Raw genomic sequence first — 14,570 nt, forward strand, 5'->3', positions numbered from 1 at the left:
GTAGTGTGGGGCATCGAGGGCCTTCCGGTCCGGTGGTAGATGTCGCAATCCACACCGTTACCGGAGGCCCTCTTTGTGTGTGTCAGGTGGGGTGGGTGTTACCAACCTCAGTGGTCAATACACCTAGTGACGGACCACGTCCACCCACACCATCCGGTGGTCGGAGCTGGGGAAGGGGTAGTCGCCGGTCAGCCGGAACAGGGGGTCGTCCACGGTCGGCCAGAACACCCCGGACGAGCGGGTCGGGACGATCCGCGAGGGCAGTACGTAGTCCACGCGCAGGTTGCCCGGACCGGGCTCGTCCGCGAAGTCGGCGCTGTCCAGGACCGGGTCGCCCCCGTGCCCGTCGTTGGCCCCGCCCTGACGCTGGGCCGCGCCCCTGCCGCCCTGGCTGGACGGGCGCACGTCGGTGATCCCCGGGTGCTCCAGGAGCTGGGTGACGGCGTTCGGGTGACCGTCGCCGTCGTTGGGGTCGGCGTTGAGGTCCCCGGCGATGACGAACGGGGCGCCCACGGGCAGACCGCCGCGCCGCCCCCGGTCGTCGTAGATGTAGGAACCCGCGCGCGGGGTCACGTAGTCGGCCCAGAAGCGGATCTCGTCGTGGTTGCGCGCCACGTTGCGCTTCTCCGGGCCGTCGAAGGTCGGCGGGGTCGGGTGGCTGGCCAGCAGGTGGACCGGGCGGCCCCGGCCCGTGTCGATCGGCAGGTCCCAGTGGCTCTTGGAGGACAGCCGAAGGACCTCCAGGGCCTCGGAGGAGTAGTAGGACTCGCCCGTCTCGGGATCGGTGGGCAGGAGCGCGCCGGGCATGTCCGCCCACCGGAAGGTCTGGAACGTGCGCACGTCCTCGGTGACGATCGGGTACATCGAGTACACGACCATCCCGTACTGGCCGGGGAAGAGCCCGTACCCGAAGGCGTCCTCGGCGTAGGCGGGGCTGCCGGGCTCGGTCACCGCCTCGCCGTCGCCGTTGAGGTCCGCGCCCGAGGCCACGCCGGTGTTGACGGGCGCGGAGTAGACGTAGGGGTACTCGATGGCCTCGGCGCCGTTCTGGCCCACGGACAGGTAGTTGTCCTGGAACAGGCGGGGCCCGTCCCCCTCCTCGTCGTAGTCGAACTCGTTGACCAGGAGGACGTCGGGGCGCACGTGCTGGATGATCTCGGCGACGTTGCGCGCCTGCTCGCTGTCGGGGGTGGACAGCTCCTCGGCGAGCACGCCCTGGCCGGGGCGTTCCAGCGCGGTGTTGAAGGTGGCGAAGCGCACCTCGTGCGATCCCGGCGGTTCGGGGACCGAGGACGAGACCTCGGCGGCGGCGGGGGCCGCCACCAGGGTGGACGCGGCCAGGACGAGGGTGGCGGTGGAGGCCACAGGTCTGACCAGCGGGCGTGGACGCGGCTTCATGGGAGCATCCTCTCAGCGGGGGAGCGGGGTGCGAAAGGCCGGAGTTCCGCTGGCCGATCCGGGTCGGACCGTTCCGGTGCGGCCCCGGCCGCGGGAGGTTAACAGGCCGGAGTGAAGCAGGGGTGACTCCGGGTCGTCCACAGGCCGCCAAACCCCGTGGCGCGAACGGCCGCCCCCTGCTTCCCTGGTTCCATGGCCAACAGAGAACCCAACCTGCCCTTCCGCTGGGACGTCGCGGGCGGGGACCGGCTCGGTTCCCTGACCGAAGGGCACGACCACGAGCCCCTCCACGTGGAGGAGCTCACCGAGTGCGCGGCCAAGGTGCTCGCCCGTAGCGCCGACGGAGACCTGTACTTCGTGGGCCGCTCCCCGGACAGCCTCTTCGACCTGCTCAGCGGTGTGCTCTCCGACACCCCGTACCGGGAACGGCTCAGACAGCTGCCCCTGTCGCTCTACGGCTGCGACGGCCAGGAGCTCACCTTCGCAGAACGCGCCCAGCTGCGCACCAACCTGTCCGCCTCGGGCATCACACCGCGGAGCCTGGCCGCGCGCGGGCGCCCCCTGGTGTTCGTGGACCTGGTCCTGCACGGGTCCACCTTCGGCAACCTGCACGAACACCTGCGCGACTGGATCGGGGACGAGAAGGCAGCCTGGAACGTCATCCGACGCAGGGTCCGCTATCTGGGGGTCACCACGCGGGAGAAGACCAGTCCCAACACCTGGCGCTGGCAGCAGAACGCGGACTGGACCGACGAGCTGCCCGCTAGCGCGGTGCGCAACGTCTCCGTTCCCGGCTGGCTGTGGAGTCATCTGGGCAACGACCAGCCCAAGACCACCGTGTCCTTCCGCCGTACCCGCTGGACTGATCCGTCCGTGACCGGGCCCCGACACGACAGGGAGGCGCTGTGCGCCCTGTCCACGGCGGTGTCCCTGGTCGAACGGGGGCGCACCCGCCAGGTCCGCGAGCACGTCCACCGGGTGCTGACCGGCGAGCCCGCCTTCCGGGAGTCCTGGCTGCGCGACCTGGCCCGCTGCCTCCGCTGATCCGGTTCCGGCGGACGTGCCCGGCCGCGCGCGGTACCCGTGAGGCCGTCTGCCTCCACGGACCGCCCGGGATCCGTGAAGCCGTCCGTTCCCGGGAACCGGTCGAGGCCCGGGAAACCGCCTGTCCCCATGGGCCGCTCGCGGGTCGGCGGGAGAGCCCGTCCCGTGGAGCGGGGATCCAGGCTTGAATCGTTTTGCTTTCAACTACCCAGGTTCCCCCTTCCTCGGACGCATGGCGATCGGATATCCCATGTCATCTGGGACTTGGGCCCTCCGGGCAGATGTAAATCGGTTTAGGAAGGACCGTTGTCGCGCCGCTACTCCCCGTGTTACATTCGCGTTGTTTTCGGGAGCGCTCCCATCACATCGACGCATCCGGGCCGTCGCGACACGCCGGCTCCGGATGCGGTGAGGAGTGTCCTTCCCATGCCCCCCATCCCCCCAGCCGTCCGTCATCGAACACGGCGCGGCACCTCCCTCGTGACCGCCCTCGCCACGGGCGCCGCGCTCGCCGCCGTGGCGACCGGCCCCGCTTCCGCCGCCGCTGGCTGCGAGGTCGACTACACCGTCCAGAACCAGTGGAACAACGGCTTCACCGCCGCCGTGTCCGTCACCAACCTCGGTGATCCCGTCGACGGTTGGACCCTGGAATGGGACTTCACCGCGGGCGAGCGCGTCACCAGCGGCTGGAACGGTGAGTTCTCCGGTTCCGGCGACCACGTCAGCGTGGCCGACACCGGGTGGAACGCCGCCATCGCCACCGGGGCCTCGGTCAGCTTCGGCTTCAACGGCTCTCACGGCGGCACCCCCGAAATCCCCGAGTCCTTCACGCTCAACGGCACCGTCTGCACCGGCGACACCGGGGAGCCGCCCGGTGAGGAGCAGCCCGACCCCGAGGACCCGCCCGCCACCGGAGAGGGGCGCCAGGTCGAGGAGCTGGGCCGCGGCCTGGTGAGCGTGCACGGACCGCAGGGCAACCTGGTGAGCTGGCGGCTGCTGGCCACCGATCCCGGGGACGTCGCCTTCAACGTCTACCGGGGCTCCACACGCCTCAACTCGCAACCCCTCACCGGAGCCACCTCCTACCTGGACGACGGCGCCGCCGCCGACGCCCGCTACACGGTCCGCCCCGTGGTCGACGGCCAGGAGGCGGAGGCCTCGGCGACCTCCCTGGCGCTGCGCGACGGCTACCTGGACGTTCCCCTGGACGTCCCGTCCGGAGGCAGCGGCTACACCTACGACGCCAACGACGCCAGCGTGGGCGACCTCGACGGCGACGGCGAGTACGAGATCGTCCTGAAGTGGGAGCCCACCAACGCCAGGGACAACTCCCAGGCGGGCCGTACCGGCCCCGTACTGCTCGACGCCTACGAACTCAGCGGGGAGCGGCTCTGGCGCATCGACCTGGGGCGCAACATCCGCGCCGGTGCGCACTACACCCAGTTCCAGGTCTACGACTTCGACGGCGACGGGCGGGCCGAGGTCGCCGTGAAGACGGCCGACGGCACCGTCGACGGCACCGGAGGGGTCATCGGCGACGCCGGGGCCGACCACCGCAACGGCGACGGCTACGTCCTGAGCGGGCCGGAGTTCCTGACCATGTTCGACGGCCGCAGCGGGGCCGAACTCGACTCGGTGGACTACGTTCCCGGGCGCGGCGACGTCTGCGACTGGGGAGACTGCTACGGCAACCGGGTGGACCGGTTCCTGGCGGGCGTGGCCTACCTGGACGGCCAGCGGCCCAGCCTGGTCATGGCGCGCGGCTACTACACGCGCTCGGTCATCGCGGCCTGGGACTGGCGCGACGGGCGCTTCACCCGCCGCTGGACCTTCGACAGCGACGACTCCGGGTCGCGCTGGGCCGGACAGGGCAACCACCAGTTGAGCATCGCCGACGCCGACGGCGACGGCCGCGACGAGGTCATGTACGGCTCGATGGCCGTCGACGACGACGGCAGCGGGATGTGGAGCACCGGTCACGGCCACGGGGACGCCATGCACGTGGGCGACCTGCTGCCCGACCGCTCCGGCCTGGAGGTCTTCACCATCACCGAGCGCACGGGGGGCGCGGCGGGCGCCTACGTGGCCGACGCCGACACCGGAGACGTGGTCTGGCGCAGGCCGACCGCCAGCGGTGAGGAGGGGCCCGGCCGGGGCGTGGCCGCGGACGTGTGGCCGGGCAATCCGGGCGCGGAGTTCTGGGTCACGGGTGGCGGCATCAGCGGCATGTACGACGCCGAGGGGAACCGTCTGGGCGTCCGTGCCCCCTCGTCGGCGAACTTCGTGGTCTGGTGGGACGGCGACCCGCTGCGGGAACTGCTGGACGGCACCCGCGTCGACGAGTACGGGACCGGTGGCGACACCCGGCTGCTGACCGGCACCGGGGTGGCCTCCAACAACGGCACCAAGTCCACACCGGCGCTGAGCGGGGACATCCTCGGTGACTGGCGTGAGGAGGTCGTCTGGCGCACCGAGGACAACCGGGCGCTGCGGATCTACTCCACGCCCGTCCCCACCGAGCTGCGGATGCCTACCCTGATGCACGACACCCAGTACCGGGTGGCCGTCGCCTGGCAGAACACCGCCTACAACCAGCCGCCTCACCCGAGCTTCTTCATCGGGGACGGCATGGAGCCCGCTCCCTGGCCGGAGGTGTACACGCCCTGATTCCCGGGCGGGGAGGATCGTGGGCGGTCGTGCGGATGTGCCCGTGCGACCGCTCCGCGCCCGGCGGAGTTCCCTCAGACAAGGGGCTCCCAGATAAGAGGCCAGTCGGAGAAGGGGCCGTCAGAGAAGGAGTCTGTCCGACAAGGGAGTCGTCAGGGAACCAGCCGTCAGAGAACGGGCCCTCCTACCGGTCGTGTCTTCTTCCGGAGGAGGACCCGTGGTTTTCCGTGCGGTCGCCGTGGGTCTCACAGGTACCTGCGGGGGAGGTCGCCCGCCTGGAGTTCGGCGAAGGTCACCATCCGCATGCCGGGGCGGGTGAGCACGGCCCCGCCGCGGGCGAAGAAGACGGTTCCTCCGGCCTTGCGCAGGTTGAGTAGGCCGACTGCCGAACAGAGGATCTGCCGGGGGCGTCACCCTCTCCACCCCCGGTGTGGTGGAGAGGGATTCGGCCACCTCGGGGGAGACTTCGGCCAGGAAGCGGGGGAGTTCGTGCGCGCTCACGAGGTCTTCTCCCCGGCATCCGCGATCTCCAGAACGCTGAGGAGACGGCGGGCCATGTCCTGTTCCCGGCCGATCGGAAGGCCCTGCTCGTACTCCCAGGCGTCCTGCGTGCGGAAGGGCTCCCACATCCAGAACCAGTGCCACTGGCCCGAGTCCGCCCGCATCAGGCGCACCGACTGTTCCTGAGAACCCCGCTTCACCACGAGCACCATTCCCGGCTGGGGGAGCGGCTTGAGGTTCAGCTTGCCCAATTCCAGGGCGAGCCGCTTGGCCGCCTCCCTGGTCTCGCTTGCGCTGCTACACGATTTACCGGTGTTCATGGATTTTCCTCCCGGAAAGTTCCTTAAGTCCCCTGGTGGCACATGAGAAGCGGAGGGGCCTGGGAGTGATCTTCCTGAATGGCGGCGTAGGAACCTAGAGAGCCTGGACAGGTGGAAAAATCTAGAGAGAGCGGTTCCCGGTGGTTGATGAGAAGTGCAGAACGGTGAGCTGATGGCGAAGCGTAAGACCAGGCCACACGCCAAGGAGTGGGGATCAGAGCTGAAGATCCTCAGAACCAAGGTCAACAAGACTCAGAAGTCTGTGGCTGATGGGGTGCGGTGTTCGGACACCCTGATCTGCGGGTTTGAGAAAGGGACTCATTGGCCTTCCCGGGATATGGCCGCAGACCTGGACAAGGCTCTCAAGGGGAGCGGTGCGCTGGTCAGCCTATGGGACCGACTCAACTCCAAAAGGAGCTATCCGGACTGGGCTCGGGACCTGGTGAAAGCGGAGACGCGTGCTGTGCTCATGAGGCAGTTTGAGACCACTGTGATTCCAGGGCTGGTCCAGACGGAGGCATATGCCCGAACACTCATCAGGGCAAATAACTCGCTGGGTCCTGTCAGGGACGCTGATGAGTTGGTCTCAGGGCGGATGGACCGGCAGGTCCTCTGGGGTCGTGAGGACCCTCCCCGGATGATCCTCATCCTTAACGAAGCCGTGTTGATGTGCTGCATCGGTGGACCTGAAGTTATGTCAGGACAGTTGACCCGGCTCGTGGAGATGGTGGAGAAGGAAGTCATCAGGGTTCATATCATCCCCATGAAGACCCGGCGTCCCTCATTCACCATGGGTTTCACCTTGCTCAGCTTCAGCGGAGATGCCGATGCCCTGTACGTAGAGGATGCGCTGGCTGGCAGGATGGTCAACGAGGAAGCCGAGGTCAGCCGGATGGATAGGCTCTTCAGCGATCTCCTGGGTGTCTCGCTCTCACCGGAGGAGTCGCTGAAGCTTCTCTACCTGCATCGAAGGAAGCACGAAGATGACTCTCAAGACTGAGTGGGGCAAATCCACCTACTCACACGGCAATGGTGGTCAGTGCGTAGAGACCAAGAGAACTTCTGTGGGTGCTGCTGTGCGTGACACCCAGAACCGGCACCTCGGTCACCTGGAGGCCGACCACCGTGAGTGGATCGCTCTCCTGGAAGCGGTCAAGGGATGACGAAGCCGAAGCTCTCGACTGAGTGGAAGAAGTCCGCCTACAGCGGTGGTAACGGCGGTGACTGCGTAGAGGCGAAGCGGACCTCTGCGGGCGCGGCCGTGCGTGACACCCGTAACCGTCACCTCGGCCACCTGGAAGCCGACAGCACCGAGTGGACCGCCCTCCTGGAAGCCGTGAAGGGCTCCGCCCCCTGAAGCCCTGACCCCTGACCCTGGCCCCTTCGAAGCATCCCTGAAGCACCCCCGAGACGCACCGAGCCCCCTCCCCGGACACCCGGGAAGGGGGCTCGCGCAGGCTCACAGCCTCACAGTGCTACAGCGCCACCCGGCCCTTACAGGGTCGGCAGGTACCTGTGCAGCTCGTACGGCGTCACCTGGCGGCGGTAGTCGCGCCACTCCGCCTTCTTGTTGCGCAGGAAGAAGTCGAAGACGTGCTCGCCCAGCGTCTCGGCGACCAGCTCGCTGTTCTCCATGATCCGCAGCGCCTCGTCCAGGCTCTGCGGCAGCGGCCGGATGCCCAGCGCCCGGCGCTCGGAGTCGGTCAGCGCCCAGACGTCGTCCTCCGCGCCGGGAGGAAGCTCGTAGCCCTCCTCGATGCCCTTGAGCCCGGCGGCCAGGATCACCGCGTAGGCCAGGTACGGGTTGGAGGCCGTGTCCAGCGAACGGATCTCGATCCGGCTGGAGTTGGACTTGCCCGGCTTGTACATCGGCACGCGCACCAGCGCCGAGCGGTTGTTGTGGCCCCAGCAGATGTAGGCCGGCGCCTCGCCGCCCATGCCCGCGGAGGCGGCCGGGTCGTCCCACAGGCGCTTGTAGGAGTTCACCCACTGGTTCGTGACGGCCGTGATCTCGTCGGCGTGCCGCAGCAGGCCCGCTATGAACCCGCGCCCGACCTTGGACAGCTGGAAGTCCGCTCCCGGCTCGTAGAAGGCGTTGCGGTCGCCCTCGAACAGAGACAGGTGCGTGTGCATGCCCGAGCCCGGGTACTGCGTGAACGGCTTGGGCATGAAGGTGGCGTACACGCCCTGCTCCATCGCCACCTCCTTCATCACGAGCCGGAAGGTCATGATGTTGTCGGCGGTGGTCAGCGCGTCGGCGTAGCGCAGGTCGATCTCCTGCTGCCCCGGCCCGCCCTCGTGGTGGCTGAACTCCACGGAGATTCCCATGGCCTCCAGCATGTTGATGGCGTTGCGCCGGAAGTCGTGCGCGCTGTTGTGCGGCGTGTGGTCGAAGTAGCCGCCGGAGTCGTTGGGCTCGGGCAGCTCGCCCAGTTCGGGCATCTTCTTGAGCAGGTAGAACTCGATCTCGGGGTGCGTGTAGAACGTGAACCCGAGGTCGGAGGCCTTGCCCAGCGTGCGCTTGAGCACGTGGCGCGGGTCGGCCGACGACGGCGAGCCGTCGGGCATGAGGATGTCGCAGTACATGCGCGCCGTGCCGTGCGGCTCGTTGCGCCAGGGCAGCACCTGGAAGGTGGAGGGGTCGGGCTGGGCCAGCATGTCGGCCTCGTAGACGCGCGCGAACCCCTCGATGGCCGAGCCGTCGAAACCGATGCCCTCGGAGAAGGCCGCCTCCAGTTCGGCGGGGGCGACCGCCACGGACTTGAGGTACCCGAGCACGTCGGTGAACCACAGCCTCACGAACCGGATGTCGCGCTCCTCCAACGTGCGGAGCACGAATTCCTGCTGTCGATTCACGATCAACCTTCCTCGATGCGGTCGGTGTCCGGGCCCTCCCGGCGTACAGCGGGGCCGGTTCGGACACGGTCTCCCAGGTCCAGTGTGCCGTGCGGATATTTCCGGGGTATTTCCGCACACGCCGAACAGCCTGCCCGGTCCGTCACCCGCACACGCATTATGGCCCGTGACCGGGCGTTTCCGGCCATCCGCCCGCCGTCGGCGCCGGGGCCCGCGTGGATCCCGCGCGGAACCCGCGGCAGCCCCCGGCGTGCGCGCCCCCGCGCCCCGGCCGCCCCTGCCCGGTGCCGGGCCGCGTGCCCGGGCCCGCCGCGACCGCTCCCCGGAAACATCCTGCGGCTAGGCTCGGGCCCGTGGCACAGCTGAGAATCGCACTGGCCCAGGTCAACCCCACCACGGGCGACCTGGACGGCAACCTGTCCCTCGTCGTCGACTCCGCGCGCAGGGCCGCCGAGGAGGGCGCCCACCTGGTCGTCCTCCCGGAGATGGTCGTCACCGGCTACCCGGTCGAGGACCTGGCGCTGCGCAACTCCTTCGTGTCGGCCTCGATCAAGGCCACCCGCGCCCTGGCCGCCGACCTCGCCCGGGAGGGCCTGGGCGAACTCCCCGTCGTGGTGGGATACCTCTCCCGCCGCGAGGGTCCGGGCGCCCGATACGGCCAGCCCGCCGGGGCCCCGCAGAACTCCGTCGCCGTCCTGCACCGCGGCGGCGTCGTCCTCTCCTCCGCCAAGCACCACCTGCCCAACTACGGCGTGTTCGACGAGTTCCGCAACTTCGTCCCCGGCGACACCCTGTCCGTGGTCCGGGTCCGCGGTGTGGACGTCGCCCTGGCCGTCTGCGAGGACCTGTGGCAGGAGGGCGGCCCCGTCACCGCGGCCCGCGCCGCCGGAGTCGGCCTGCTGGTCTCCCTCAACGGCTCGCCCTACGAGCGCCACAAGGACGACGTGCGCCTGGAGCTGTGCCAGCGCCGCGCCCGCGAGGTCGGCGCCGCCCTGGCCTACGTCAACATGGTCGGCGGCCAGGACGAGCTGGTCTTCGAGGGCGACTCCCTGATCGTGGACTCCGAGGGGGAGCTGGTGGCCCGCGCCCCCCAGTTCACCGAGACCCTCCTGGTCGCCGACCTCGACCTGCCCGAGGCCGGACCGGCCCCGGACGGCCCGGGCGCACGGGTGGACGGCCTGCGCATCGTGCGCCACACCGTCTCGGCCGACCCGGTCGCCCCCTATCCGCCCCGGGCCGGCGCCGTCACCCCGCGGCCCGACCCCCTCTCCGACACGGGCGAGGTCTACCGCGCCCTGGTCACCGGCCTGCGCGACTACACCGTCAAGAACGGCTTCGCTTCGGTCCTGGTCGGCGTCTCGGGCGGCATCGACTCCGCTCTGGTGGCCACCATCGCGGTGGACGCCCTGGGCGCGGACCGGGTGCACGGTGTGCTCATGCCCAGCGCGCACTCCAGCGACCACTCGGTCGGCGACGCCGAGGACCTGGCGGGCCGCCAGGGCTTCGCCACCCGCACCATCGCCATCGCCCCGGCCGTGGAGGCCTTCACCCGGGCCGCGGGCGAGGCGGGCGTCCCGCTCACCGGCCTGGCCGCCGAGAACCTCCAGGCCCGCGTGCGCGGCACGCTCCTGATGGCCCTGTCCAACGAGGAGGGGCACCTGGTCCTGGCCACCGGCAACAAGAGCGAGGCCGCCACCGGCTACTCCACGCTCTACGGCGACTCCGTGGGCGGGTTCGCGCCCATCAAGGACTGCTGGAAGACCCTGGTCTGGGAGCTGGCCCGCTGGCGCAACGACGAGGCCGTCCGGCTGGGGCAGACCCCGCCCGTCCCGGAGAACTCCATCTCCAAGCCGCCCAGCGCCGAACTGCGCCCCGACCAGCTGGACACCGACTCCCTGCCCGACTACGTGCAGCTCGACGCCGTCCTGGACGCCTACGTCGGCACGGACAAGGGGGAGGCCGAACTGGTCTTCGCCGGGTACGACCCCGAGCTGGTGCGCCGGGTCATCCGCATGGTGGACCGCGCCGAGTACAAGCGCCGCCAGTCCGCGCCGGGCACCAAGATCAGCGCGCGCAACCTCAGCCGGGACCGCCGTGTGCCCATCACCAACCGCTGGACCGTCTGAGCCGGGCTTCGCCCTCCGCCTCCGGCGTACCCGCGCCCTCCACGGTCCCCGTCCCGGCCGCGGTGCGGGCGGGCCCGGGACCGGTTCCTAGGCCAGGCCCAGCTCCCTCAGCCGCGCTCCGGCCGCTGCCCGGTTGGGCACGCCGAGCTTGGCCAGGATGTTCGACACGTGCACGCTCGCGGTCTTGGGCGTGATGAACAGCCGCTCGGCGATCTGGGCGTTGGTGCTGCCCACGACCAGCAGCCGCGCGACCTCCGCCTCGCGTGCCGTCAGCCCGGCGGGGACGGCGGGCGGGGCCGCGCCGGCCTCCAGGGCGGAGCCCATCCTGCGCGCCAGGTCCGCGGCGGCGTCGGCCAGCGGCACCGCTCCGCACTCCCGGGCCGTCGCGTGCGCCTGCCGCACCCACGCCACGGCCTGCTCCCGCTGCCCGGCCGCCACGGCCGCCTCGGCGGCCCGCAGTCGGGCCCGCGACAGGTGCAGCCGCATCGGCGTGGCCTCCCACGCCGCCAGCGACTCCCGCCACCGCTCCAGCAACGCGTCCGGTCCCGCGCCGTCCGCCTCGCGGAGGTGCGCCCCGACGGACACCCGGTAGGCGTGCTGCGCCGTCCCGTGGGCGGGCATCGGCGCCACCAGCGCGGCCACCAGGTCCCGCACCCGGCGCGCACGCTCCGCCGTCCCCGCCGGGCGGCCCGGCGCCGCGCCCCGTCGGGCGGCCTCGGCCATCGCCTCCGCCATCGGCCACGTGTACCCGTGCGCGGACTCCAGGGCCAGCCGCTCCAGGGTCCGCTCGGACAGGGCGAGGGTGTCGTCGACCGCGCCCCCGGCCAGGCCGGTCTCCAGGAGCGCCAGCAGGGACAGCTGCACGATGTTCATCCGGTGCGAGGACAGGACGTCCTCCCACCCCGGTTCCCGGGTGGCCCGCCGCGCCGTCTCCAGGTCGCCCTGCGCGGCGGCGGCGCGGGCCAGCACCGCGTCGACGTAGAAGCGGTACTTGCCGGGAGAGCGGTCGCGGGAGACCGCCTCCATGATCCGCCGTGCCTCGGCCAGATCGCCCAGCTCGAAGTGGATCTCCGCGCGGTTCTGGTGGTTGAACGTCTTGTGGACGGCCGCCCACCCCATCGCCTCGTGCCGGGCCAGGGACTCCTCCAGCACCGCCAGGCCCTCCTCGTGGTGGCCCAGCTCGCGCAGGAAGTGGCCCAGATTGCCCGCCCCGCGCGCCTCCAGCACGGGGTCGGAGGTCCGGGCGGCGTGGGCGATGCCCGCCTCGATCAGCGGGCGCCCCGCTGCCAGGTCGCCCGCGTCCATGTGCAGACCGCCCAGGGTGATGCGGGCGTCGGCCGCGGCGCGCATGTCGCACGACCGGGCGGGGTCGGCCGTCGCGACGGCCTCCTCGGCCAGCGCGCGCGCCGACCTCCCGGCCCTCTCCAGCTCGCGCAGCCGCCGCCGGTCGAGTGTGTCGCGCCGGTCGGCTCGGTGCACCATGCTCTCCCTGGCCAGGATGGACAGCAGCGTGCCGTAGCCCACCAGGTGCGGGGGGTGCAGTTCCAGGGCGGTGACCAGGTCGGCGAGTCCGCTGCCGCAGTCCTCCTCGGCCCGCGCCGTCCCGCGGCGGCGCAGCAGCTCCGCCCGCACGGTCAGCGTGTGGTCGTCGCCCCCGTCCTCGGGGAGGGCGGCCAGGGCCTCGTCGGCCAGTTCGAGGGCGCGCCTGGCGCGGCCCGCCTCCACTGCGGCCCCCGCCGCGAGGCTGGCCACCTCGGCCCAGGTCCGGCCCTGGACCCGCTCCCGTGCGTCGGGGACGCGGTCCCACAGGGCCAGGACCCGCTCCAGCATGTCCAGTTCCTCGCCGTAGGCCAGGGTGTCGCCCGCGCGCACCGCGGCCCACCAGGCGGCCTGGAGGGCGCTGGGCAGCTCCTGTGCGGCGTTGTAGTGGTGGGCCTGTTCGGCGGCCCTGCGGTCGAAGGGGACGGAGTCGGGGTACTCGTCGATGAGCTGGGCGAAGCGCATGTGCAGCCGCGCGTGGGCGCCGGGCAGCAGGTCGCCGTGCACGGCGTCGCGCAGCAGGGCGTGCCGGAAGCGGTAGCCGGTCCGGTCGGCGCGCAGGGTGTTGGCGTCGACCAGGGTGTGCAGCGCGGTCTCCAGTTCGCGTTCGGGCAGCCCGGCCGCGTGGTAGAGCATCTCGTGCTCGATGCTGCCCGAGACCGCGCCGACCGAGGCCACGCGCAACACCGTCAGGGCGGTGTCGTCGAAGCGGTGCAGCGGCTCCAGCAGCAGGTCGCGGAACTGGTCGGGCACGTCGTGGCCGTCGACGGAGGGGTCGCCGACCGCCGAGGCCAGCGACTCCACGAACAGCGGGACGCCCTCGGTGCGCCGGTACAGCTGGTCCAGTTCGTGGCCGGTGAGGTCGGCGCCCCGTATCGCGGCGGCCTGGGCGCCGGCCTCCTCGCGGCTGAGCGGGGCCAGCTCCAGCGGCTCGACCCCGGGTGCGCGCCGCAGTTCGGGCAGCAGGCGGCGCAGCGGGTGGGTGCGGTGCAGGTCGTCGCTGCGGTAGGTGGCCACGAGCTGCACGCCCGGCAGGTCGAGGTTGCGCACGAGGAAGACGAGCAGGTCGCGGGTGGCGCCGTCGGCCCAGTGCAGGTCCTCCAGCACCACGGTGACGCCGCCGTCCCCGGCGGCCTGGGTGAACAGGCGCAGGACCTGTTCGAAGAGGATGCCCCGGTTCTCCGGGCGCAGCACGGGCACCTCGCCCAGCTCGGGCAGGAGCCGGGCGAACTCGCCGGTGCCGCCGGGCGCAGCGGCCTCGAACGCCGCGCGTCCGCGTTCGCGCAGGAGTTGGCGCAGCACGGCGGTGAAGGGGGCGTAGGACAGGCCGTCCACGCCGAGCTGGAGACAGCCGCCGACGAGCACCGTTCCCTGGGGCAGGGCCGAGACGAACTCGCCGACCAGGCGGCTCTTGCCCACGCCCGCGTCGCCGCTGACCAGTACCGTTCCGGACGCCTCGGTGTGGGACCGCCTGGCGTGGTCCCGGAGGAGGCGGAGTTCGCGCTCGCGGCCCACGAAAAGGGTACGACTCTCGGCAAGAACGGGCATAGCGCCCATTATGCCCGTCACGTGTCTCCCTCCCCTCCCGCGCGCACCCTCACGCGGCGCGGCCGTAGGAGCGCCGCTGGCGCTGGCGCCCGCGGCGCTCCTCCCTGCGCCGCTTGCGCTCCTCGGCGCGTGCCCGCAGGGCCGCACGCACGTTCTCGGCCTCGCGGACGCGCCGCTCGGTCATCTCCCGGGTGTTGGCGTTGAGCAGTTCGCTGTGGAACACGGTGCTTCCCTCTTCACTCGCGCGGCGGAACCGGTGTCCCGCCGTCCGGTCTCCACGTTCTCCCTAAGACCCCGGGGCGCACATGGGGAGGAATCCCAGTCCTGGCAGGTCTGAGTGCCCGTGTGCCCTAAGACCCCGCCCCCGGCGGCGTGTCACAGCATGCCTACTCGCGGTCACCCGTAGTTGTCTAGGTGGCAACGACGCACGTGGGAGGCGCGACATGACGCGGAAGTACGGGGCAAAGACGGCGGGCGCGCTCACAGCGGGCGCGCTCACGGCGGGCCTGGCGGCGGCGGGTGCGTTCGGCGCCCCGGTGCCCGCCGCCGCGGAGCCGGTGGAGGGGGAGGG

General features: G+C 71.2%; 11 protein-coding genes. 6 read left to right on the top strand and 5 right to left on the bottom strand.

The window, feature by feature from the left end:
* Nucleotides 1-123 precede the first annotated feature (123 nt).
* A complete protein-coding gene (locus tag HGB44_RS31155; protein WP_061078508.1) occupies nucleotides 124-1,398 on the bottom strand; it encodes an endonuclease/exonuclease/phosphatase family protein in 1,275 nt (424 codons plus the stop codon).
* Nucleotides 1,399-1,590: 192 nt separating this feature from the next.
* Here HGB44_RS31155 and HGB44_RS31160 point away from each other — a divergent pair, with 192 nt between their 5' ends.
* Both HGB44_RS31160 and HGB44_RS31165 read left to right on the top strand, forming a co-directional pair.
* A complete protein-coding gene (locus HGB44_RS31160; protein ID WP_061078509.1) occupies nucleotides 1,591-2,442 on the top strand; it encodes a hypothetical protein in 852 nt (283 codons plus the stop codon).
* 426 nt (nucleotides 2,443-2,868) lie between these two features.
* Nucleotides 2,869-5,109, top strand: a complete 2,241-nt coding sequence (locus HGB44_RS31165) for a rhamnogalacturonan lyase family protein (RefSeq protein WP_061078510.1) — start codon at nucleotides 2,869-2,871, stop codon at nucleotides 5,107-5,109.
* A gap of 497 nt (nucleotides 5,110-5,606) precedes the next feature.
* On the opposite strand, the gene HGB44_RS31170 is transcribed toward HGB44_RS31165, so the two are convergent.
* Nucleotides 5,607-5,930 (bottom strand): hypothetical protein, encoded by a 324-nt coding sequence (locus HGB44_RS31170; protein ID WP_061078511.1) that lies wholly within the window; start codon nucleotides 5,928-5,930, stop codon nucleotides 5,607-5,609.
* Between the two features lie 172 nt (nucleotides 5,931-6,102).
* Between HGB44_RS31170 and HGB44_RS31175 the strand changes: the two genes are divergently transcribed.
* From HGB44_RS31175 to HGB44_RS31185, 3 genes are read left to right on the top strand one after another with little or no spacing between them, the layout of a single operon-like run.
* Nucleotides 6,103-6,930, top strand: a complete 828-nt coding sequence (locus tag HGB44_RS31175; RefSeq protein ID WP_061078664.1) for a helix-turn-helix domain-containing protein — start codon at nucleotides 6,103-6,105, stop codon at nucleotides 6,928-6,930.
* Nucleotides 6,914-7,093 (top strand): DUF397 domain-containing protein, encoded by a 180-nt coding sequence (locus HGB44_RS31180; RefSeq protein WP_061078512.1) that lies wholly within the window; start codon nucleotides 6,914-6,916, stop codon nucleotides 7,091-7,093. The genes HGB44_RS31175 and HGB44_RS31180 overlap by 17 nt, the downstream gene beginning before the upstream one ends.
* On the top strand, nucleotides 7,090-7,287 hold the full coding sequence (locus HGB44_RS31185) for a DUF397 domain-containing protein (RefSeq protein ID WP_061078513.1): 198 nt from the start codon (nucleotides 7,090-7,092) through the stop codon (nucleotides 7,285-7,287). The genes HGB44_RS31180 and HGB44_RS31185 overlap by 4 nt, the downstream gene beginning before the upstream one ends.
* Before the next feature lie 137 nt (nucleotides 7,288-7,424).
* Here the strand turns inward: HGB44_RS31185 and HGB44_RS31190 are convergent, their stop codons facing one another.
* Complete coding sequence (locus HGB44_RS31190; protein ID WP_231972212.1) at nucleotides 7,425-8,786, bottom strand: glutamine synthetase family protein; 1,362 nt, start codon at nucleotides 8,784-8,786, stop codon at nucleotides 7,425-7,427.
* 353 nt (nucleotides 8,787-9,139) lie between these two features.
* On the opposite strand from HGB44_RS31190, the gene HGB44_RS31195 reads away from it, so the two are divergent.
* Complete coding sequence (locus tag HGB44_RS31195) at nucleotides 9,140-10,912, top strand: NAD+ synthase (protein WP_082768179.1); 1,773 nt, start codon at nucleotides 9,140-9,142, stop codon at nucleotides 10,910-10,912.
* A gap of 87 nt (nucleotides 10,913-10,999) precedes the next feature.
* Here HGB44_RS31195 and HGB44_RS31200 read toward each other — a convergent pair whose 3' ends face one another.
* Together HGB44_RS31200 and HGB44_RS31205 are read right to left on the bottom strand one after the other, a co-directional pair.
* Nucleotides 11,000-13,999 carry a helix-turn-helix transcriptional regulator gene (locus HGB44_RS31200; protein WP_082768180.1) on the bottom strand — a complete coding sequence of 1,000 codons (3,000 nt, stop codon included), beginning with the start codon at nucleotides 13,997-13,999 and terminating at the stop codon, nucleotides 11,000-11,002.
* 49 nt (nucleotides 14,000-14,048) lie between these two features.
* Nucleotides 14,049-14,222, bottom strand: coding sequence for a hypothetical protein (locus HGB44_RS31205; RefSeq protein WP_168444228.1), 174 nt, complete (start codon nucleotides 14,220-14,222; stop codon nucleotides 14,049-14,051).
* Nucleotides 14,223-14,570: the final 348 nt, after the last annotated feature.

Source organism: Nocardiopsis alborubida (assembly GCF_012396365.1).
Lineage (GTDB): Bacteria > Actinomycetota > Actinomycetes > Streptosporangiales > Streptosporangiaceae > Nocardiopsis > Nocardiopsis alborubida.

Bases quoted from the DNA above. Each gene is read 5' to 3' on its own strand.
- HGB44_RS31155 (WP_061078508.1), bottom strand. From the start codon at position 1,398: ATGAAGCCGCGTCCACGCCCGCTGGTCAGACCTGTGGCCTCCACCGCC.
- HGB44_RS31160 (WP_061078509.1), top strand. From the start codon at position 1,591: ATGGCCAACAGAGAACCCAACCTGCCCTTCCGCTGGGACGTCGCGGGC.
- HGB44_RS31165 (WP_061078510.1), top strand. From the start codon at position 2,869: ATGCCCCCCATCCCCCCAGCCGTCCGTCATCGAACACGGCGCGGCACC.
- HGB44_RS31170 (WP_061078511.1), bottom strand. From the start codon at position 5,930: ATGAACACCGGTAAATCGTGTAGCAGCGCAAGCGAGACCAGGGAGGCG.
- HGB44_RS31175 (WP_061078664.1), top strand. From the start codon at position 6,103: ATGGCGAAGCGTAAGACCAGGCCACACGCCAAGGAGTGGGGATCAGAG.
- HGB44_RS31180 (WP_061078512.1), top strand. From the start codon at position 6,914: ATGACTCTCAAGACTGAGTGGGGCAAATCCACCTACTCACACGGCAAT.
- HGB44_RS31185 (WP_061078513.1), top strand. From the start codon at position 7,090: ATGACGAAGCCGAAGCTCTCGACTGAGTGGAAGAAGTCCGCCTACAGC.
- HGB44_RS31200 (WP_082768180.1), bottom strand. From the start codon at position 13,999: ATGCCCGTTCTTGCCGAGAGTCGTACCCTTTTCGTGGGCCGCGAGCGC.